This window comes from Rhizobium sp. NPDC090275, assembly GCF_044772225.1.
In the GTDB taxonomy this organism is placed as follows: domain Bacteria; phylum Pseudomonadota; class Alphaproteobacteria; order Rhizobiales; family Rhizobiaceae; genus Rhizobium.
This window is the reverse complement of sequence record NZ_JBIVYL010000004.1, coordinates 82,307-100,719: the sequence shown is the minus strand read 5'-3', so window position 1 is coordinate 100,719 and position 18,413 is coordinate 82,307. Positions and strand designations below refer to the sequence as shown.

Genomic DNA, 18,413 nt, shown 5'->3' with positions numbered 1-18,413 from the left:
GATGGTCTTGATCAGAACTGATCCTGCTCGAAGGCGTCCTGGATCTGCTGTGCGCCATCGGCCGGCGTCATCTGTCCGGAGACGATGGCGACCGACACGTCGTTGACGACGCGACCGACCGAGGGGCCGAGGTCCTGGTCGAAGAAGTTCTGGTGCCATGTGGAATGCGCCAGCTGTTCGGCCGATTCATGCAGCAGCGGGTTGGTCACGCCATCTTCGGCGCCAACCGCAACCGGAATGATCATGCCGGCCTTGGCCATGGTCCGCTCGTTCTCGGCATTGGTAAGGTAGGCAAGGAAGTCGAGCGTTTCCGGCGGCGCCTTCTTGGTGACGGCCCAACCGTTCAGACCGCCGAGCGTATCGGTGACGGCACCGGCGCCGCCTGTAACGGCGGGGAAGGCGAAGCGACCGATATTGTCGGGGCTCAGACCCTTCTGGTCGCCGGCATGCGTGCGCTGGTTCGCTTCAGTGTTCTGGAAGCCGAGGATCATCGCCGCCTTGCCGTCGCCAAAGACGCCGAGCGTTTGCGGCCATGTGGCCCCGAGGTAGCCGGGCTGGAAGGGCTCGAGCTTGCCAAGCTCGGCGAGCTGCTCGCCGGCCTTGATCATCGCCGGATCGTTGAAGCCTTCGCCCTGGCCATTCTTGGCGGCATCGAAGACCTTCTGGCCGCCATCACGCATGACCAGATAGCTCCAGTAGAAGTGGATCGGCCACTTCTCGCCGCCACCGCCGGCGATCGGCACGATGCCGGCATCCTTGATCTTCTTGACCGCGGCGAGATAGTCGTCCCAGGTCTTGATCGTGGTCGCATCGACGCCGGCTTTTGCAAACAATTCCTTGTTGTAGAAGAACGATACGGTGCCGACTGCATAGGGGACAGCGCCGATCTTGCCATCATAGCTCAGGCCCTTGACGGAAGCCGGGTTGTAGGTCTTCACCCACGCGCCATCCTTGGCATTCATCGCCTCGCTGAGATCAAGCAGGGCACCCGTCGCCAGCTGCTGTTTCAGGACGCCGCCACCCCAGCTGTAGAAGAGATCAGGCGCATCGCTCGACTGCAGAAGCGTCGGCAGCTTCGCCTTGAAGGCTTCGTTTTCAAGAAACTGCATCTCGATTTTCGTGCCCGGATGCTCTGCTTCGTAATTCTTGACGATCTGCTGCCAGATGCCGAGATAGGTCGGATCGACTTCAAGATGCATCCACTTGATTGTCGTGTCGGCAGCGGCAGTGCCGGCGGCGATCAGAAGCGCGAGTGCGGTCGCGGTCGAGCGGACAAAGGCACGACTATTGAACAGGGCTTTCGCCCTTTGATGATTGAACATAAGGTCTCCTCCTCAAGGGAAAATCGTCCTCTACAATTTTGTCCCTTATGCGGATTAAATGATCGGCAGCTTTGCCGGAATGTCAACTCCCTTGGTTGAATTTGACAGATTTGCCTTGACAGAAGACTGAATCCCCACGTTATTTAATTCGCAATCCGACAAAAATAACGACCTGCTTCGGCGGTCGCCAGAAGAGCCGTGCACGAATAGATGAAGACCGCAGACCCGGAATTGATGCGCGCGATCAATCGCCTGAACGTGCTCGACACGGTTCGCCGGCATGGGCCGATCGCGCGCGTCGAGATCAGTGAGCGCACGCAGCTGTCGACCACCACGGTGTCGGCCATCACTGCCTCGCTACTGGATGATGGCCTCATCCTGCCGCGCCACGAAGGCGATATCCGCAACGAAGCGGCGCGCGGCCGGCCACGCGTCATGCTGGAGCTCAATCCGGATGCGGCGCGTGTCGTGGGCGCCAAGATCGCAGCCAGCCGCATGGTCTTCGTCGTCACCGATTTTCGCGGCGACGTGCTCTCGAACCTCACCCTGCCGATCCGGATCGATCGCCAGCCGATCGCAGTCATCGCCGATCTCGTCGAGGATGGCGTGCGGCGCTGCGTCGTCGATGCCGGCCTGTCGCTTGAAGATGTCGACACCGTCTGCCTCAGCCTTCCGGGTGTGATCGAGCATCGAACCGGCCATATTCGCAGCAGCCCGATCTTTCGAGACGTGAATGTCGATTTCGCTGCCGAGATGACCGCGCGGCTGAACACCTCGACGATCGTCGAAAGCGATGCGCATGCCATCACACTGGCGCATCACTGGTTCGGCAAGGCGCGCGACCTGGAAGACATGGTGCTGATCTCGCTGGAGCAGACGCTTGGGCTCGGCGTACTCCACGGCAACCAGCTGTTTCGCGGCGCCGGCGGCCTCAGCCACAATCTCGGCGATCTCGTGCTTGGCATGGGCCCGCGCGGCATCGTGCGGCTGTCGAGCCAGGCGGGCGAAAGCGAAATTCTGGGCGAGCAGCCGGCCGGCGGGAGATTTGCCGAGGCGATCCGGCTCGGGCGCGGCATGGCGCATGCCCAGGCATTGATCAAGGCCGAAGATAATGCGCTGATCAGCGCGGCGATCCGGGCGGGGGAGGCCGTCGGCGTCGCGGTTGCCAATATCGTGACGATCTTCGCGCCGCCGCGCGTGATCCTCGTGGGCTCCAGCCTGGCGCTTGGCGAACCGTTCCTGGAGAGCCTGCGTAATGCCTACGCGCTGGCCATTCCACCCTCGCTCAAGGGTGTCGCGGAACTCGTCTTCGACGATTCCAGCGACGACTTCTGGGCACAAGGGGCTGCGGCCGTCGCCCTCTACGAACTTTACGAGTCGCCGTGGAACACCACGGGCCCGGCGCTCTGACGCTTTCAGAACCAAAATCTATGGGAGGAAATCATGGATAAAGTCGGCATAGGCATCATCGGATGCGGCAACATATCGGGCGCGTACCTGAAGGCCATGGCGTCTTTCCCCATTCTCGATATCAGGGGCGTGGCGGATCTCAACAGTGAGCTCGCGCAAGCAAAGGCGGCCGAGTTCAACGTGCCGGCCAGAGGCGTCGACGAACTCTTCGCCGATCCCTCGATCGAGATCATCGTCAATCTGACCATTCCGAAGGCGCATGTCGCCGTCGGTCTGCAGGCGCTTGCCGCCGGCAAGCACACCTATTCGGAAAAGCCGCTCGGCATCAACTTCGCCGAAGGCAAGCAGCTGGCCGAAGCCGCTAAGGCGAAGGGCCTGCGCATCGGTGCGGCACCCGACACTTTCCTCGGCGGCGGGCACCAGACGGCGCGGGCGCTGATCGATCAGGGCGTGATCGGCCAGCCGGTGGGCGGCACGGCCACCTTCATGTGCCCCGGCCACGAGCGCTGGCACCCCAATCCCGCCTTCTACTACGAGGTTGGCGGCGGGCCGATGCTGGACATGGGCCCGTACTATATTACTGATCTGGTCAATCTGTTCGGGCCCGTGGCGCAGGTGGCAGGCTTTGCCGTCACGCCGCGCAAGGAGCGCGTCATCACCAGCGAGCCGCGGAACGGCGAGCATATCCCCGTGCATGTGCCTACCCATGTGTCCGGTCTGATGGCCTTTGCCAACGGTGCCGTCGTGCAGATCGGCATGAGCTTCGACGTCGCGGGCCACAAGCACGTACCGCTCGAGGTCTACGGGACCGAGGGAACGCTGATCGTGCCAGATCCCAATCACTTCGGCGGTGAGGTCGAGCTTCTCAGAAAGGGCGGCTCGTTCGAGAGCCAGCCGCTGACCGCGCCCTATGCCGATGGAAACTACCGATCGATCGGTGTCGCCGATCTCGCTTATGCGATCCGTGAGAATCGTCCGCATCGCGCAAATGGCAGCCTGGCGCTGCACGTGCTGGAGGTCATGGAAGCGTTCCAGGCCGCATCGGACACCGGCCGCACCGTGGCGATATCAACGCAGACCGAGAGGCCGGCGCCGATCTCGGAATCCCTCGTCGACGGGCGTCTGGGCAAGTAATTATTGAGGAGGAAGTTTAATGCGTGAAGCACTGATCGTTTGGGGCGGATGGAGCGGCCACGAGCCGCAGGAATGCGCCGCCATCGTCAAGGACATACTCGAGGAAGACGGCTTCAAGGTCTATGTCGAGCATACCACCGAGGCTTTCGCCGACCCTTCCGTTCACGACCTTTCGCTCGTCGTGCCGATCGTGACCATGTCGAAGATCGAAAAGGAAGAGATCAAGAACCTTGCGGCGGCAATCGAAGGCGGTGTTGGTCTGGCCGGCTATCATGGCGGAGCCGGCGACAGCTTCCGCGAATGCGTGGAATACCAGTTCATCGTCGGCGGCCAGTGGGTCGCGCACCCCGGCAATATCATCGACTACAGGGTCAATATTACCCGGCCGGACGACCCGGTCATGGAAGGCATTTCCGATTTCGACTACACGTCGGAGCAATATTACATGCATGTCGACCCCTCCAACGAGGTGCTGGCGACGACGACCTTTACCGGCGATCACGCCTATTGGATCGACGGCGTGGTGATGCCGGTTGCCTGGAAGCGGAAGTACGGAAAGGGACGCGTCTTCTATTCCTCGCTCGGGCATCAGGCCAAGGAGTTTTCCGTGCCGGAAATGCGCACCATCTTCCGCCGGGGCGCCAACTGGGCGGCGCGCTGAACTCGCGCGAAATAGGTAGTAGCACGCGGTTGGAAACTATCCGGCCGCGCGCTATTTCTTCATGGTATTCAACGTGAAGGAGTTTCCAGCATGCGCAAGCTTCTCGCAGTCACCTCAATCGTCATCATGGGCTTTGCCGGCAGCGCATTCGCGCAGATGAACATGGGCATGGACAGCAGCGGCCGCTTTGATGGTTCCGCGCCGCTGGGCACCGGTCCGAAGGACGAGCAGCCGAGCGGCGGCCTTTCCATTCCCCTCGATTCCTTCGAGACTGGAAGCACCGCAGGCACTGCCCCGGTCCAGTGGACACGCTGCCCGCCCAATCAGCGCAATGCGGCCAACCACAAGTCCACCAATCCGGCCTGCATAAACGGACAGTGATCCGATCGGGTGTCTGACTTTCAGCCTCGTGTTTGCGTTTCATCGGCGCGATCTTTTGTGCTAGTGGGGCGGCTCAACGCGAGGCCTAAGACATGCTGCCCTGGATCCAGCTCGATTCCGCTCAAATTCCCGGCGAGGCCGGCGAACTGCGCCTGAAGCAGCGCGGCAGCGAATTCTCGATCATGCTCGGATCGAACGAGTTGATGAACAGCCGCCTCTCCGGCTCCGAGGAGGCGCTTGCGACGCTCTCCTACGACAAGCTCAAGGGCCGGCCGCGTCCGAGCATCCTCATCGGCGGTCTCGGCATGGGTTTCACGCTGCGCGCGGCACTGGCCGTCGTGCCAAACGATGCCACCGTTGTCGTCGCGGAACTGGTGCCTGCCGTCGTCAGCTGGGCGAGGGGGCCAATGGCGGAAGTGTTCAAGGGATGCCTCGATGACCCTCGCGTCGGCATTCATCAGGGGGATGTGTCCGAGCTCATTCGCGCGAGCCGGGCAAAATTCGACGCTATCCTGCTTGATGTCGACAACGGGCCGGATGGGCTGACCCGTCAATCGAACGATGGGCTCTATGATTTCGCCGGGCTGAAGGCCGCCCGCGAGGCGCTGCGTCCCGGTGGCGTGCTGGCCGTCTGGTCATCCGGCCCCGACGCCAGCTTCACGCGCCGCGTGCGCGACAGCGGCTTTGCGGTCGAGGCCGTCAATTCGCGCGCCAACGGAAAACGTGGCGGCGCGCGCCACGTCATCTGGCTGGCACAGAAGAAGTAACTCAGCCGGCCTGGCCTTTGCGCGCCACGGCGATGGCGTTCGCGGCGCCCGCGCGAAGCTGTTGCGTGTCGGCGCCCGCGATAACGAGATCAAAGCCCATCTTCAGCAGTTGCCCGGCGCGCTCGCCATTGCTGCCGAAGATGCAGGCGAACTTGCCATGCGCGCGGCAACGGTCGAGCAGTTGCTTGAGCACAACATCCATTTCAGCCGTGTCGGGCGCCAGCTGCGCGCCGTTCGAGAGCGCGATGGAAAGGTCGGATGGGCCAATAAAGATGCCGTCGATGCCGTCAACGCCCAGAATGTCGTCGGCGGCATCGAGCGCTGCCCGGGTCTCGATCATGGCGATCGCGACAGTCTCCATATTCGCCGTCGCCAGGTAGGTCGTGGCCGCTAGGCCCGTATGGTTCATCGCCAGCGTCGGTCCCCAGCTGCGCTCGCCGAGCGGCGGGTACTTGGTCGCCTTGACTAGGGCATGCGCATCCGCAACCGAATTGATCATCGGCGCGATAATTCCGGACGCGCCGGCATCGAGCAGCCGCGAGGCTGTCGAGAAGTCGCCGACGGGAATACGCGCCATCACTGGCTTGCCGGCGAGCCTGCCCTGCCCAATGCCGTTGGCAACGGATACCATGTCCCAGACGCCGTGCTGCATATCGAGCACGACGGCGTCAAAGGCTTCCTGCGAGAGATGATTGACGAAGAGCGGATCGGGTATGCCGATCCAGGCTGAAATCAGACCACCGCTTTCGCCCGACCTGAGGCGTTTCGAAAAGTCGTTGATCGCAGTTGAACCAGGCATGCCAGTCTCCTTCCGCAGCTCAGCCCGTGGCGCGCTGCTCATCTTGATGGAATTGCTCGATAAAGGCCTTCTGAAGAAGGATGCCGTCCCATTCGTCGGGGAAGAAGGGCGAATCGTAGATCAGCGTGTAGGGACCGGCATATCCCGCCTGTCGGCAGGCTTCCAGGCACTTGCCGTAGTCCTGGGTGTCCATGCCCGATGCGGTGTAGTTCGCCTTGGCGTGGCAGATTTCGGCGCGGCGCATGATGTCCGCCAGACCGGCATATTTGTCCGGCGCCGACCAGTTGCCGAGATCGCCGTTGAGGCCGACCTTTCCGGCGAGATCGTCAAGCAGCCAGTTCATTTCTCGCGGCGACGGCAGGAGGTCGAACCAGTTTTCGGTGACGACACGGATACCGCTCTCCTCTGCCTGCTCCGCCAGCCATGAGAGATGTCCCGATGAACGGGCGAGGTTCTCGTCGCTCGGCTGCTGCTTTCCAGCGATCACGCGCATGTTTCTCGCGCCAAGCGCCGTTGCGATCTCGATCCAGCCGGCGATCCAGCGGATATCGCGCTCGGCCGTCTCGGGGTTGCTCGGGTCGCCATCCTCGACCAGCAAGGTCTGAAGCAGGACGCCGGATTGATCGAGCGCAGCGCGCAGCCGCCGCAGATAGTCCGCGTCGAGGCTCGGCAGATGGAAGGAGCAGATCTCCAGCCTGTGGATGCCGCGATCTGCAAGCTGGCGTGGAACGTCGAGCAGTCCGACGCTGCCGGGGCCGTAAGGCTCTTGTGGCGCCGCGCTCTTGGCCGGATCGGGGCTATAGGGATAGACCGTCCCCAGCGCCCGGTGCAGCGACCACGTGGAGACGGCGAACCGTCCGCTCTCGATATCCTCGATCATTCCATTCCTCCTCCTCGTTCCCACCCTATCTAGGCAGCAACGTCTTGGAATTTCAAACGGAATCTCCCGTGATCACAGCTTCCGCCGAAAGGCTGGCGGCAAGCAGCGCCTCGTCGCGGCCGGCGGTTGCCGAAAGCAGCAGGCCGACCGGCATATCCGCATCGCCTGTCCCGCAGGGGATCGACACGCCGCACCAATCAAGGAAATTGCCGAGCATGGTGTTGCGCAATGTCTTGCCATTGGTCGCAAAGAAAAGATCGTCGTTTGCTTCCAGCGCGGCGATCGGTGGCGCGATATGGGCGACGGACGGGTAAGCAATGATGCTATCGCCGACCATCCGGTTGACCTCCGCGATCAGCCGCTCGCGGGCTTCGATAATGGCGATGTAGTCGGGCATGGTGATCGTCTGGCCAAGGCGGGTGCGCTGCACGACGCGGCGGTCCATCTGATCGGCCTCCGGCCCGGCGAGGCGTTCGCGATGAAGCGCGAAGGCTTCCGCGGTCACCAGGCTGCCGTACTTGCCCATGAGGGCGAGAATCTCGTCGAAGGCCGGGATGGTGACGCGGGTGACCGAAGCACCTTCCGCGATCAGCCACTCCACGCCTTGCTCGAAAGCTGCGACGACGCCGGCCTCGGCGCCATCGAACACGACATTATCAGGAATGACCACATCCAGTTCCCGAAGCGAACTTGGGGTGATGGCGGGAGCGGCGGTCAGGCCACGCATGGCCGCGTCGACCCAGATCGCGTCCTGCACTGTGCGACAAAGGGGGCCGAGTGAATCCAGGCTTCGCGCCAGCGGAAAGACCCCGCCCATAGGGTAGCGGCCGCGTGTTGCCTTGTAGCCGACGACGCCATTGAAGGCGGCGGGGATTCGGACCGAACCGCCGGTGTCGGTGCCGATCGCCACAGGAACGAGGCCCGCGGCCACCGCGGCACCAGCGCCTGAAGAGGAACCGCCGGGAATACGTGGCTCATCCTTGCCGCGCGGATTGTGCGGCGTGCCGTAATGTGGGTTGATGCCGAGGCCCGAGAAGGCGAATTCGCTCATGTTGGTGCAGCCAACGGCGATCATGCCGGCCTGGGCTAGAGCGTTCACGACCGCTGCATCGTCCACTGACACGGGGGCGTCCCGCAGGACCTTGGAGCCGGCCGTCGTCGCGCGCCCCTTGATGTCGAACAGGTCCTTCCAGGCAACGGGAATGCCCTCAAGCAACCCGCGCGACCGGCCAGCCTTGAGCCGTGCCGAGGACGCCTTGGCCTCTTCAAGCGCGCGGTCGGCCAGCAGTTCGGTGAAGATCGCCTGATCTGGATGCGCCTCGATGCCTTCAAGCACCGCCTCGGTAACCCCGACCGGATCGGCGGCGCCATTCTGGATGAGAACGGAAAGTTGCGCGATCGACATCGCCCCAAATGATTTCGTCATGTCAGTGTCCGTGGTCTGAATTGGTACCCGACCTAAGCCGAATTTCCTCGAAGTGCCAAGCCCTTGAAGCCAGATCAAACCGATTGGTTCGATTTTATGAACACTGAGTTTGTGTATCCGGCCTTCAACCGTGGCGGTTGCCACCACATATCGGGAATGCGCGAAAGACGCCACGGGTCGAGGGATGTTGTAGGCACCTCGCGCGGATTTCAGGAGCAAGACAATGAGAGATGTAGACAGCTGGAGCGCCCCTCGCGGCGACACGGTCCATCATCATGCAACGGACGAAGAGTTGAACGGTATGGGCGAACGCGAATACGTGGAACACATCAAGGCAACCAGCCGGCCATCGATGTCGGAGCGGTTTATGATCGTTGGAGCCCTGCTGGTTCTTGGCGCGGCGGGGTATGTCGCGCATATGAACACCTCGACGGCATCGGCCGTCGATCTCGCCCCTGTCGGAGCGATCTCAGATTCGGGCCCGTCACTCGATTTTTGCCGGGAGCATAGCCCCTATCCCGACAAGTCCTGCTGAGCACTTGTCGGCTTAAACTGGAGAAACGGCGATCGTGACATAGATCTAGTCGGGGGAGGGCATCATGTCCGGTGATATCGACTACGATCTCGATCGCTTTATCGAAGCTCAAAACGGTGTCTATGATCGCGCGCTGGCAGAGCTCAGGAATGGCCGCAAGCGCTCGCATTGGATGTGGTTCATCTTTCCGCAGATGGCCGGTCTCGGCTCGTCCTCAATGGCAGAGAAATATGCCATCCGCTCGGCCGGCGAAACCTCGGCCTATCTGGCCGATCCCATTCTCGGCGCTCGCCTTGTGCGCTGCGTCGACGCAGTATTGTCGATAAATGGAAAATCCGGGCATGAGATCTTTGGTTCTCCCGATGATCACAAGCTGCGATCGTCGATGACGCTGTTTGCGGCGGTCAGCGACCACGGGTCACCTTTCCATCAGGTGATAGACCATTTCTATGACGGAGCGTTCGACCATCGCACGATCGAACTGCTCGATGCCATCAGCTAGCGGGTGTTATCCAACGCGGGAATGTTCGAGCGTATCGATTTCAGCCGAGATTTCCTCGATCCGAGAACGCAACTCACGATCAGTACCGTCGTTGACGTCCTCGTCACCGAAGCAATCGCGCGCATCATAGAGTTCAAGCTTGGCTTCAAGCTCCGCCCGTTTGGCATACAGGCGATGGAGATAAATGTAGTTCATCTTCCCGCTGAACCGTGTTTCCACATCTGGTTGAAAACGAGCTTCGCTCACGAAAGTTCCAAATTGCCAGAACCGGCGCTCAGGCGAACGCCGCGACAGCGGCGTTGCACGCCTTGGAGAAGTGGCCGCAACAGTTGTCCTTGCCCATCGATTGACGGGTGACGCGGGCGCCTTCCAGAAGCAGGGTCAGTGTGTCTGCCAGCAGCTGCGGTTCACGCACGCCGGCGGCGAGACAGAGCGCTTCGAGCCTGTCGCGTTGCTCCGCCTTGTGGCGTTCGATGACGCTATAGGCCGGGTGCCCTTCACCCTTGAGCTCGATCGCGGCGTTCGCGAGATCGCAACCGACCTGATCGCCGCACAGGCTCTGCGTCCTGAGCTCGATCCAGGCAAGCAGCTGGGCGCGGGCATCGTCGGGGTGCGTGGCTTCCAACTCGCGCCAGATCGCCTCGGCCTTCTCGGAGGCGCGGCGCAGGGTTTCGCACACCAGTTCGTCCTTCGATCCGAAGTGGCGGTAGAGCGTCATCTTGTTGGTGAGAGCGCCTTCGGCGATGGCATCGACGCCGATGCCACGGATCCCGTGCTCACGGAAAAGCTCCGCCGCGGTCGAGACGATGCGTTCCCGGGGAGGGATCTTTTCATCGGTGCCTGCAGGCAGAAGAGCTGTCGAAGTTTTTGATTTTTCTGCGGACAATGTCCTTGACATCCATGTGACCGATCGGTAACAAATGCATTGTTACTTACCGGTAACACCACTTTTCGCGGAAGTCAATTGCCGATAGGGCAGCGCGGCCGAAGTGGAACACGGGCGACCGCCCACGAAAGGAGGACTGAGCCATGAGAAAGACCAGAGACGACCTGACGATATCCGAAGCCCTTCGCGACCCCCTGATCGCCATGGTGATGCGCGCCGATGGCGTGAAGCTTGAAGATTTCAAGCGACTTCTGGAGACTGCGGCGGTGAAACGCGAACAGCGCACCAACCCGGTCAAGAAATTCATCGACGTCATCAAGAGCAATCCGGCCGCTGTCTGCAGCTATTGCTAACGTCTTGGGCTTCCCTGCCCCGAAAGCCGTCGCCACATTGGCGGCGGCTTTTTTGTTTGTGGCGATCAATGGTCGCGCGTTGTACTCAAATAAAAAACGGAGCCTTCTGGGCTCCGTTTCCTAAGTGACCTAGCTCAGAATTCAGACCATTCCGGCTCTTGCTTGAGCGCGGCGTTTCCGCGAAACGCATTGGTCAACTTCTGGCCCAGCTGCCGTGCCGGCGAGGCGACGGGGCCGTGGTTGGCGGTCGTCGCCGCAGGCTTGGCGAAGCTCGGCCGCGCCTGGTTGGCAACGGCGCCATCCAGCTTGAACTGGGACATCAGCTGCGACAGCGCCATCGCCTCATGTGCCAGGCTGTGGCTCGCCGCGGTCGTTTCCTCGACCATGGCGGCGTTCTTCTGCGTGCCTTCGTCCATGGTGTTCACGGCCGTGTTAATCTCCTGCAGGCCGATCGACTGTTCGCGCGAGGCTTCAGCGATCGCGTGAACATGGCGGTTGATCTCCTGCACTTCGGCGACGATTGCATCCAGCGCCTTGCCGGCTTCGCCAACCAACTCCACACCGGACTCGACCTGCGAACCGGAGGCGGTGATCAGTGCCTTGATTTCCTTGGCCGCGCGCGCCGAGCGCTGTGCCAGTTCGCGCACTTCCTGTGCGACGACGGCAAAACCCTTGCCCGCCTCACCGGCACGGGCGGCTTCGACGCCGGCATTGAGCGCGAGAAGGTTGGTCTGGAACGCGATATCGTCGATCACGCCGATGATGTTGCTGATCTCGTTCGAAGACTGCTCGATCAAGTGCATCGCGGTTACGGCATTGCGAACGACCTCGCCGGAGCGTTCGGCTGCTTCACGCGTCTTGGCAACAAGCTGGCTGGCGTCGCTTGCACGGCCGGCGGCATCCTTGACCGTCGTGGTGATCTGCTCCAGCGCGGCAGCGGTTTCCTCAACGGAGGCTGCCTGCTGCTCCGTGCGCTTGGAGAGGTCGTCGGCGGAAGCGCGGATCTGGCTCGAGCCGGCGCTGATGGCGCTTGCATTGGCGCCAACGGCCTGCAGCGCATTGTGCAGCTTGGCGACCGCGGCGTTGAAGTCCTGGCGAAGGGTGTCGAGGTCGCCAGTAAATGGTGTATCGATCTGGCAATTCAGGTCGCCATCGGCGAGGTTGCCCAGAGCGCCGCCAAGGGCCTTGACCGCGCGATGCAGATTGGCCGCCTCATTGGCCTTCTCGGCTTCGCGCTCGAGACGCTCGCTCTCACTCATCGAACGGGTGGCTTCTGCTTGCTGCTCGATGCGCAGGCGGTCGATCGCATTGGTCCGGAACACGGCAACGGCGGCAGCCATCTGGCCGATTTCGTCCCGGCGATCCAGCCCATGAACTTCTTCGCCGGTCTCGCCGGAAGCAAGCGTTTCCATACGCTGGCGAAGCTTCGCCATCGGTGCCGTCACACCCTTCTGAGCGATGACCATGGCAAAAGCGATTGCCGCGATGACACCGAGGGTAAGGCCGACAAGCGTGTAGAAGATAGTAGAAGAAACGGAAGCGGACAGCCGGCTACCGCCCTGCTCAAGCAAGTCAGCCATGGCCTTGTTATTCGCGCCGAACTTAGGCGACAGCCCGACGATCATGTCATCAAGCTTTGTGGAAAGCGCCTGCGTTTCAGCCGTATTGCCGGCAGCGCGCGCGGCAAGAAGCTGATCGCCAAGCGATTTCAGGGCGTCTGCACCGACCAGCAGTTCGTCGATCGCGCTCTTGCGGCTGGGGACCAGTTCAGACACCTGCGCGAGGCGCTGGCGAGCTCCGCCGAATTCGGTGGCGAAACGCTTCGAGATGTTATCGAAGGCGGGGGAACCGGGTTCTTGCGCGACGGCACGGCTGAGCCATGTCGTCGATGTCCAGATGCCGGCTGCTGCGCGCGCGCTGAAGGTTGCCGCCTGGCTCTCGTTCTGGAGGAAGCCGGTATACTGCTGATTAGCCGCGCTGAATTTGTCGGTGAGATACAGCAAGCCTGCCATGGAGACGAGGCCAAGCATGGCAATGGCAATAAGGAATTTGGTTTTTATCTTCAGGTTTTTCAACATGAGGCACCTTGGAAATCTTGGTGAAATGGCATCGGGCCGCCTGCGGACGAGGGCACCTCGATCGCAAGAAAAATGACATCAGAAAACGGTGGGACAACGCATCATGCGCAAAACATCGAGGGAACTGCCCCGATATTGTGGCTTCAACCTAGGCGCTTATCCTTAAAAAAATCTGACCTCGTGAAGCCACGCGAATAGAATCGGCAGTAGAGATGCGTTTTATCAAAGCATGTTTGTGTGAAAGCATAAGCATATATATATGCTGGCTAATTTTCTGTCATGTTGTTTACGGCGTTCTGGTCACGGCTGATTAACCAGTCGGCTGAATGACCTAAAAGTGTCATTGCGGCACACGTATAGGTCAACATACATGAGCGCGTGATCACGATTTTGATCGCAGCCCGCGAGCCCGTGGGTCCTTTTGACACAAATCATATTGAGGATGCTTAGTGGTTTACACACGCCGCAACGTCATTGCCATATCAGGAGCCGCGCTGGCGGGCGCCGTTCTGCCGAAGGTCGCAGCCGCACAGTCGATCGGCTTCACCCCGTCGCCGATCTATCCGGATCCAGCCATCCAGGTTCTCGACCCGAGCTTTGCCAAATATCGCGTCGGGAGCTCGTCTTTGGAACAGGTCGCCACCGGCGCCCGCTGGCTGGAAGGCCCCGTCTGGTTTGGCGACGGCCGTTATCTGCTGGTTAGTGACGTGCCGAACAACCGGGTCATGAAATATGACGAGACGAACGAGACCTGGAGCGTCTTCAACCCGAATTCGAACTATTCGAACGGTCACGCCCGCGACATGCAGGGCCGGCTCTTGTCGTGCGAGCACCTGACGCGCCGCGTTACCCGCACTGAATATGACGGCTCGATCACGGTTCTGGCCGACAATTATAAGGGCAAGAAGCTCAACTCTCCGAACGACATCGTCTGCAAGTCGGACGGCTCGATCTGGTTTACTGACCCGCCCTTCGGCATCGCCGGCGAATGGGAAGGCGACAAGGCCGAACCGGAACTGCCGCATTCCGTCTATCGCATCTCGCCTGATGGAAAGCTGAACCTCGTCACCGACGAGCTGAAGGGTCCGAACGGCCTCGCTTTCTCGGAAGACGAGAAGAAGCTCTATATCGTCGAAGGCCGCGCACAGCCCTATCGCGTCATCTGGTCCTACGACGTCGGCAAGGACGGTTTCTCGTTGTCCAACAAGAAGGCACTGATCACTGCCGACGACAATGGCGGCCTCGATGGCTTCCGCGTCGATGTCGACGGCAATTTGTGGTGCGGCTGGGGCTCTTCGGGTGCGGCCGGCGCCAAGCCGGAAGACCTCAATGGCGTGAAGATCTTCAACAAGGCCGGCAAGACGATCGGCTTCATCAAGCTGCCGGAACGCTGCCCGAACCTGTGCTTCGGCGGTCCGAAGAAAAACCGCCTGTACATGGCGTCCAGCCATTCGGTCTATGCGCTCTATGTCGAGACGCGTGGCGCCGTCTGATTAAAGAATCGAGCCGCCGCGAAGTCGCGGCGGCTCGATCAAGCCTTCGATCTCAGATGATGCCACCGCTGCCGCCGACGGACGCCGGGCGTGCCGCGGCGACCTTCTTGCGGTAGCCGCTGGCGCGATAGGTCGCGACGGGATCAATAGCGCCACCGGCGCGGCGACGAGCTTCCGCCAGGATCGGCTCGACATCGGTGCGATAGCCGCGCTTCAGCGTCTCCGTCGCCATCAGGGCGTCGTTTTCATCCTGGAAGCCTGCCAGCGCCTTGCGGTCGACGATCAGCGCCTGCGCGTAGGCGCGGCGAATTTCGTTGGCGCTGTTGATCAGGCTTTCGATCGGATCTGTCACATTGTGCGACTGGTCGATCATATGCGCCGGGTTGAAGTCGTTGACGCCGCGCTGCTCGGCCTCGACCAGCTCGTTGAACACGAGGAACAGGCGGTAAGGCTCGATCGACCCGGCGTCGAGGTCGTCGTCGCCATACTTAGAGTCGTTGAAGTGGAAGCCGCCGAGCTTACCGAACTGGATCAGACGAGCGACGATCATCTCGATATTGGTGTTCGGCGCATGGTGGCCGAGGTCGACGAGGCAATGTGCCTTCGGTCCGAGCGTCTGGGCGATCAGGTAGTTCGTGCCCCAATCCTGCACGACTGTCGAGTAGAAGGCCGGCTCGTACATCTTGTGTTCGGAGAACAGCTTCCAGTCATCAGGCAGCGCCTTGTAGATGTCGGCCATCGAGGCGAGGTAGCGTTCGAAGGAGCGGGTGAAATTGCTCTGGCCCGGGAAGTTCGAACCGTCGCCAACCCAGACGGTCAGCGCCTTGGAGCCGATCGCCTTGCCGATCTCGATGCATTCGATGTTGTGCTCGACAGCCTGCGCGCGGGTCGCGGCGTCGGTGTGGCTGAGCGATCCATACTTGTAGGAATGGGCCTGGCCGGGCGCGTCGGAAAAGGTGTTGGAGTTCATCGCGTCAAAGCCGAGGCCGAGCTGGTCGCCCTTCGCCTTCAATTCCTTGACGTCGGTCTTGTCCCACGGAATGTGGAGAGAGACGTTCGGCGTGGCGCGGGTGAGCTCGTTGATGACCGAGCAATCGTCGAGCTTGTCGAAGATCCCGCGCGGCTCGCCGTTGCCCGGGAAGCGGGCAAAGCGCGTGCCGCCGGTGCCGACGCCCCAGGATGGGACGGCGACGAAGAACTCGGAGACGCGGCGCGTGATCGCTTCGATATCGACGCCGCGGCGTGAAAGATTGGCGCCCAAGGCTTCGTAATCGGATTTGAGCGCAGATGCGCGTTTGTCGTTTTCTTGCGCGATCACATCCTGCGCGATTTTGGTTTCGGCCATCAGTTCCTCCCTCTTCGCATCGAAACAAACAGCTCCTGTCCGCGTTTCAATGCGTGAAATACCTAAATAAATAACGAGGCGACCTTGGACATCATACGCATTCTTCTCGCGATCATCCTGCCACCTGTCGGCGTATTCCTGCAGGTCGGTATCGGCCTGCAGTTCTGGCTAAATATACTGCTGACGCTGTGCGGCTACGTGCCGGGGATCATCCATGCGGTATGGGTGATCCTCCGGCGGTAGCGATCAGCGCGGGAAGCTCTGCGCGTTGCCGGCATCGACGTTGATGATGTTGCCGGTGGACTTTGCCGAGAGATCAGACGCCAGGAAATAGATGGCTTCGGCGATGTCTTCAGGGAAGACGTTGAGCTTCAGCATGGAGCGCTTGCGGTAGTGCTCCTCAAGCTCGTTGATCTCGATCTTCGACGATGCAGCACGCTGTTCGCGCCACTCGCCGTTCCAGATCTTCGATCCGCGCAGGACCGCATCCGGGTTGACGGTGTTGACGCGAATGCCGGCTTCCGCGCCTTCGAGCGCCAGGCAACGGGCGAGATGGATCTCGGCAGCCTTGGCCGTGCAGTAGGCTGCAGCGTTCGGAGACGATGCCAGGCCGTTCTTGGAGGCGACGAACACGACGTTCCCGCCGAGGTTCTGCTTGCGGAACAGGCGGAAGGCTTCGCGCGAAACCAGGAAGTAGCCGGTCGCCAGGATATCGATGTTCTTGTTCCACATCGAAAGCTCGGTGCTTTCGATCGGCGCGGAGGACGCAATACCAGCGTTGGAGACGAGGATATCGACGCCGCCGAATTCAACGCAGGCTTCCGCGAAGGACGAGATCACGCCGTCTTCCTTGGTCACGTCGAGCTTGACCCCGCGAACGGCATCGCCGCCGAATTGCTTGGCGAAATCCGCCTTCGTGCTGTCGAGCGCTTCCTGGTCGATATCGGCCAGCACCACGCAGGCACCTTCGCCGATCAGCCGGGCAGCCGTAGCACGGCCGATGCCGCCGGCGCCGCCAGTGACGAAGGCAACCTTGCCGGCCAGGCTCTTCGGCTTCGGCATGCGCTGAAGCTTGGCTTCTTCGAGCAGCCAGTATTCGATGTCGAAGGCTTCCTGCTCGGGGAGGCCCTGATATTCGGAAACGGTCGAGGCGCCGCGCATGACGTTGATGGCGTTGACGTAGAACTCGCTGGCGATGCGCGCCGTTGCCTTGTCGCGGGCAAAAGACAGCATGCCGACGCCGGGAACGAGGAAGATGACGGGGTTCGCGTCGCGCATGGCGGGCGAATTGTCATGCTTGCAGTCGTTATAATAACGCGCGTAGTCGGCGCGGTAGTCTTCGAGCGCCTTGTCGAGGCCGGCAACGATCGCATCCACATCCGGCTTCGCCGGGTCGAAATCGACGATCAGCGGGCGGATCTTGGTGCGCAGGAAGTGGTCGGGGCAGCTGGTGCCGAGCGCACCGAGCGGTGCCAAGTTCTTCGAGTTGACGAATTCAAGAACGGCGTCCTGGTCATCGAAATGGCCGAGCTTGCGTTCCGTCTTGCCGATGCGGCCGCGAATTTCGGGCATCAGGCGGGCGGCGATGGCGCGGCGCTGTTCGGCGGCCAAGCTCTCAGTGGCGGCACCACCGAAAATCGTCTTGCCTTCGGTCTTTTCGGCAAACCAGACGATTGCCTTGTTGATGATCTCGAGCGTCAACTCGTAGCAGGCCTTGGCGTCGTTGGCCCAGGTGAAGAGGCCATGGCTTTCGAGCACGACGCCCTTGGAATTCGGGTTTGCCTTGACGAAGGCTTCGAGGTCGAGGCCGAGCTGGAAGCCCGGGCGGCGCCAGGGCAGCCAACCGATGTCGGCACCGAAGATCTGCTGGGTCAGCTCCTTGGAGTTCTTCGAGGCGGCGATCGCGATAATCGCGTCAGGATGCATGTGGTCGACGTGCGTGGAGGGCACGAAACCATGCAGCGGCGTGTCGATCGAGGCGGCGCGGCTGTTGAGATTGTAGGTGCAATGCGGAAGGAAGCCGACCATGCGGTCTTCGTCTTCAACGCCCTTGTAGATGCCCTTCAGCGAATCCAGCTTGTCCTGATAGAGGGTGGCAAAGCCATCGAGCTTGATGGTGCCGACGTCGCCGCCCGAACCCTTGACCCAGAGAACCTTGACCTTTTCGCCGGTGAGCGGGTCGGTTTCCATGACCTTGGCCGACGTGTTGCCGCCGCCATAGTTGGTGATGCGCTTGTCGGCGCCCAGCAGGTTCGAGCGATAGAGCAGCTTCCCAGGCTCATCCAGCCCTGCAGCGTACGAGTCATCCCAACGGTTATCCAGAAGCCGGACGGTTGCCGCCATGTCATCCTCCCATGTAGAATTCTTCAGGACGCGAAAATGAGTAATACGCCCTTTGCGGTGACGGTATCGCTCATCAAAAGCGCCGTTGTCAATCGAAA

General features: G+C 61.3%; 19 protein-coding genes. 10 read left to right on the top strand and 9 right to left on the bottom strand.

Annotated elements, in window-relative coordinates:
* Positions 1-11: 11 nt before the first annotated feature.
* Complete coding sequence (locus ACIQUB_RS11840; RefSeq protein WP_402929637.1) at positions 12-1,322, bottom strand: extracellular solute-binding protein; 1,311 nt, start codon at positions 1,320-1,322, stop codon at positions 12-14.
* Positions 1,323-1,532: 210 nt separating this feature from the next.
* Between ACIQUB_RS11840 and ACIQUB_RS11835 the strand changes: the two genes are divergently transcribed.
* From ACIQUB_RS11835 to ACIQUB_RS11815, 5 genes are all read left to right on the top strand, one after another.
* A complete protein-coding gene (locus ACIQUB_RS11835) occupies positions 1,533-2,732 on the top strand; it encodes an ROK family transcriptional regulator (RefSeq protein ID WP_047504979.1) in 1,200 nt (399 codons plus the stop codon).
* Between the two features lie 33 nt (positions 2,733-2,765).
* Positions 2,766-3,866, top strand: coding sequence for a Gfo/Idh/MocA family protein (locus ACIQUB_RS11830; RefSeq protein ID WP_402929634.1), 1,101 nt, complete (start codon positions 2,766-2,768; stop codon positions 3,864-3,866).
* A 19-nt stretch (positions 3,867-3,885) separates the two neighbouring features.
* On the top strand, positions 3,886-4,527 hold the full coding sequence (locus tag ACIQUB_RS11825; protein ID WP_112435405.1) for a ThuA domain-containing protein: 642 nt from the start codon (positions 3,886-3,888) through the stop codon (positions 4,525-4,527).
* A 90-nt stretch (positions 4,528-4,617) separates the two neighbouring features.
* Positions 4,618-4,908, top strand: a complete 291-nt coding sequence (locus ACIQUB_RS11820; protein ID WP_402929631.1) for a hypothetical protein — start codon at positions 4,618-4,620, stop codon at positions 4,906-4,908.
* Between the two features lie 92 nt (positions 4,909-5,000).
* Entirely contained in the window at positions 5,001-5,675 is a 675-nt protein-coding gene (locus ACIQUB_RS11815) for a spermidine synthase (protein WP_402929629.1), read from the top strand.
* Between the two features lies 1 nt (position 5,676).
* Here the strand turns inward: ACIQUB_RS11815 and ACIQUB_RS11810 are convergent, their stop codons facing one another.
* The 3 genes from ACIQUB_RS11810 to ACIQUB_RS11800 are packed head-to-tail and all read right to left on the bottom strand — an operon-like array spanning position 5,677 to position 8,780.
* The gene (locus ACIQUB_RS11810) at positions 5,677-6,474 is read right to left on the bottom strand and encodes an HpcH/HpaI aldolase/citrate lyase family protein (RefSeq protein WP_402929627.1); all 798 of its coding nucleotides are present in this window, start codon (positions 6,472-6,474) and stop codon (positions 5,677-5,679) included.
* Positions 6,475-6,493: 19 nt separating this feature from the next.
* On the bottom strand, positions 6,494-7,354 hold the full coding sequence (locus tag ACIQUB_RS11805; protein ID WP_402929625.1) for a sugar phosphate isomerase/epimerase family protein: 861 nt from the start codon (positions 7,352-7,354) through the stop codon (positions 6,494-6,496).
* Between the two features lie 52 nt (positions 7,355-7,406).
* Positions 7,407-8,780 carry an amidase gene (locus tag ACIQUB_RS11800; RefSeq protein WP_402929623.1) on the bottom strand — a complete coding sequence of 458 codons (1,374 nt, stop codon included), beginning with the start codon at positions 8,778-8,780 and terminating at the stop codon, positions 7,407-7,409.
* A 223-nt stretch (positions 8,781-9,003) separates the two neighbouring features.
* On the opposite strand from ACIQUB_RS11800, the gene ACIQUB_RS11795 reads away from it, so the two are divergent.
* Together ACIQUB_RS11795 and ACIQUB_RS11790 are read left to right on the top strand one after the other, a co-directional pair.
* Complete coding sequence (locus ACIQUB_RS11795) at positions 9,004-9,315, top strand: hypothetical protein (RefSeq protein ID WP_402929621.1); 312 nt, start codon at positions 9,004-9,006, stop codon at positions 9,313-9,315.
* 64 nt (positions 9,316-9,379) lie between these two features.
* Positions 9,380-9,817 carry a DUF1810 domain-containing protein gene (locus tag ACIQUB_RS11790; protein WP_402929619.1) on the top strand — a complete coding sequence of 146 codons (438 nt, stop codon included), beginning with the start codon at positions 9,380-9,382 and terminating at the stop codon, positions 9,815-9,817.
* A gap of 6 nt (positions 9,818-9,823) precedes the next feature.
* Here the strand turns inward: ACIQUB_RS11790 and ACIQUB_RS11785 are convergent, their stop codons facing one another.
* Both ACIQUB_RS11785 and ACIQUB_RS11780 read right to left on the bottom strand, forming a co-directional pair.
* The gene (locus ACIQUB_RS11785) at positions 9,824-10,012 is read right to left on the bottom strand and encodes a hypothetical protein (RefSeq protein WP_047505429.1); all 189 of its coding nucleotides are present in this window, start codon (positions 10,010-10,012) and stop codon (positions 9,824-9,826) included.
* Between the two features lie 79 nt (positions 10,013-10,091).
* Positions 10,092-10,715, bottom strand: coding sequence for a TetR/AcrR family transcriptional regulator (locus ACIQUB_RS11780; RefSeq protein WP_402929617.1), 624 nt, complete (start codon positions 10,713-10,715; stop codon positions 10,092-10,094).
* A 131-nt stretch (positions 10,716-10,846) separates the two neighbouring features.
* On the opposite strand from ACIQUB_RS11780, the gene ACIQUB_RS11775 reads away from it, so the two are divergent.
* Positions 10,847-11,056, top strand: coding sequence for a hypothetical protein (locus tag ACIQUB_RS11775; RefSeq protein WP_113238697.1), 210 nt, complete (start codon positions 10,847-10,849; stop codon positions 11,054-11,056).
* A gap of 134 nt (positions 11,057-11,190) precedes the next feature.
* Here ACIQUB_RS11775 and ACIQUB_RS11770 read toward each other — a convergent pair whose 3' ends face one another.
* Positions 11,191-13,134 carry a methyl-accepting chemotaxis protein gene (locus ACIQUB_RS11770; RefSeq protein ID WP_402929614.1) on the bottom strand — a complete coding sequence of 648 codons (1,944 nt, stop codon included), beginning with the start codon at positions 13,132-13,134 and terminating at the stop codon, positions 11,191-11,193.
* 449 nt (positions 13,135-13,583) lie between these two features.
* Between ACIQUB_RS11770 and ACIQUB_RS11765 the strand changes: the two genes are divergently transcribed.
* Entirely contained in the window at positions 13,584-14,627 is a 1,044-nt protein-coding gene (locus ACIQUB_RS11765; protein ID WP_402929612.1) for an SMP-30/gluconolactonase/LRE family protein, read from the top strand.
* A gap of 52 nt (positions 14,628-14,679) precedes the next feature.
* On the opposite strand, the gene rhaI is transcribed toward ACIQUB_RS11765, so the two are convergent.
* Positions 14,680-15,972 (bottom strand): L-rhamnose catabolism isomerase, encoded by a 1,293-nt coding sequence (gene rhaI / locus ACIQUB_RS11760; RefSeq protein WP_402929610.1) that lies wholly within the window; start codon positions 15,970-15,972, stop codon positions 14,680-14,682.
* 84 nt (positions 15,973-16,056) lie between these two features.
* On the opposite strand from rhaI, the gene ACIQUB_RS11755 reads away from it, so the two are divergent.
* The gene (locus ACIQUB_RS11755; protein WP_402929608.1) at positions 16,057-16,215 is read left to right on the top strand and encodes a YqaE/Pmp3 family membrane protein; all 159 of its coding nucleotides are present in this window, start codon (positions 16,057-16,059) and stop codon (positions 16,213-16,215) included.
* A 3-nt stretch (positions 16,216-16,218) separates the two neighbouring features.
* Here the strand turns inward: ACIQUB_RS11755 and ACIQUB_RS11750 are convergent, their stop codons facing one another.
* Positions 16,219-18,315, bottom strand: a complete 2,097-nt coding sequence (locus ACIQUB_RS11750; RefSeq protein WP_402929606.1) for a bifunctional rhamnulose-1-phosphate aldolase/short-chain dehydrogenase — start codon at positions 18,313-18,315, stop codon at positions 16,219-16,221.
* Positions 18,316-18,413 lie beyond the last annotated feature (98 nt).

What these genes read in the sequence shown, in the direction of transcription:
- ACIQUB_RS11840 (WP_402929637.1), bottom strand. Translation starts at nt 1,322, where the DNA reads ATGTTCAATCATCAAAGGGCGAAAGCCCTGTTCAATAGTCGTGCCTTT.
- ACIQUB_RS11835 (WP_047504979.1), top strand. Translation starts at nt 1,533, where the DNA reads ATGAAGACCGCAGACCCGGAATTGATGCGCGCGATCAATCGCCTGAAC.
- ACIQUB_RS11830 (WP_402929634.1), top strand. Translation starts at nt 2,766, where the DNA reads ATGGATAAAGTCGGCATAGGCATCATCGGATGCGGCAACATATCGGGC.
- ACIQUB_RS11825 (WP_112435405.1), top strand. Translation starts at nt 3,886, where the DNA reads ATGCGTGAAGCACTGATCGTTTGGGGCGGATGGAGCGGCCACGAGCCG.
- ACIQUB_RS11820 (WP_402929631.1), top strand. Translation starts at nt 4,618, where the DNA reads ATGCGCAAGCTTCTCGCAGTCACCTCAATCGTCATCATGGGCTTTGCC.
- ACIQUB_RS11815 (WP_402929629.1), top strand. Translation starts at nt 5,001, where the DNA reads ATGCTGCCCTGGATCCAGCTCGATTCCGCTCAAATTCCCGGCGAGGCC.
- ACIQUB_RS11810 (WP_402929627.1), bottom strand. Translation starts at nt 6,474, where the DNA reads ATGCCTGGTTCAACTGCGATCAACGACTTTTCGAAACGCCTCAGGTCG.
- ACIQUB_RS11805 (WP_402929625.1), bottom strand. Translation starts at nt 7,354, where the DNA reads ATGATCGAGGATATCGAGAGCGGACGGTTCGCCGTCTCCACGTGGTCG.
- ACIQUB_RS11800 (WP_402929623.1), bottom strand. Translation starts at nt 8,780, where the DNA reads ATGACGAAATCATTTGGGGCGATGTCGATCGCGCAACTTTCCGTTCTC.
- ACIQUB_RS11795 (WP_402929621.1), top strand. Translation starts at nt 9,004, where the DNA reads ATGAGAGATGTAGACAGCTGGAGCGCCCCTCGCGGCGACACGGTCCAT.
- ACIQUB_RS11790 (WP_402929619.1), top strand. Translation starts at nt 9,380, where the DNA reads ATGTCCGGTGATATCGACTACGATCTCGATCGCTTTATCGAAGCTCAA.
- ACIQUB_RS11785 (WP_047505429.1), bottom strand. Translation starts at nt 10,012, where the DNA reads ATGAACTACATTTATCTCCATCGCCTGTATGCCAAACGGGCGGAGCTT.
- ACIQUB_RS11780 (WP_402929617.1), bottom strand. Translation starts at nt 10,715, where the DNA reads ATGTCAAGGACATTGTCCGCAGAAAAATCAAAAACTTCGACAGCTCTT.
- ACIQUB_RS11775 (WP_113238697.1), top strand. Translation starts at nt 10,847, where the DNA reads ATGAGAAAGACCAGAGACGACCTGACGATATCCGAAGCCCTTCGCGAC.
- ACIQUB_RS11770 (WP_402929614.1), bottom strand. Translation starts at nt 13,134, where the DNA reads ATGTTGAAAAACCTGAAGATAAAAACCAAATTCCTTATTGCCATTGCC.
- rhaI (WP_402929610.1), bottom strand. Translation starts at nt 15,972, where the DNA reads ATGGCCGAAACCAAAATCGCGCAGGATGTGATCGCGCAAGAAAACGAC.
- ACIQUB_RS11750 (WP_402929606.1), bottom strand. Translation starts at nt 18,315, where the DNA reads ATGGCGGCAACCGTCCGGCTTCTGGATAACCGTTGGGATGACTCGTAC.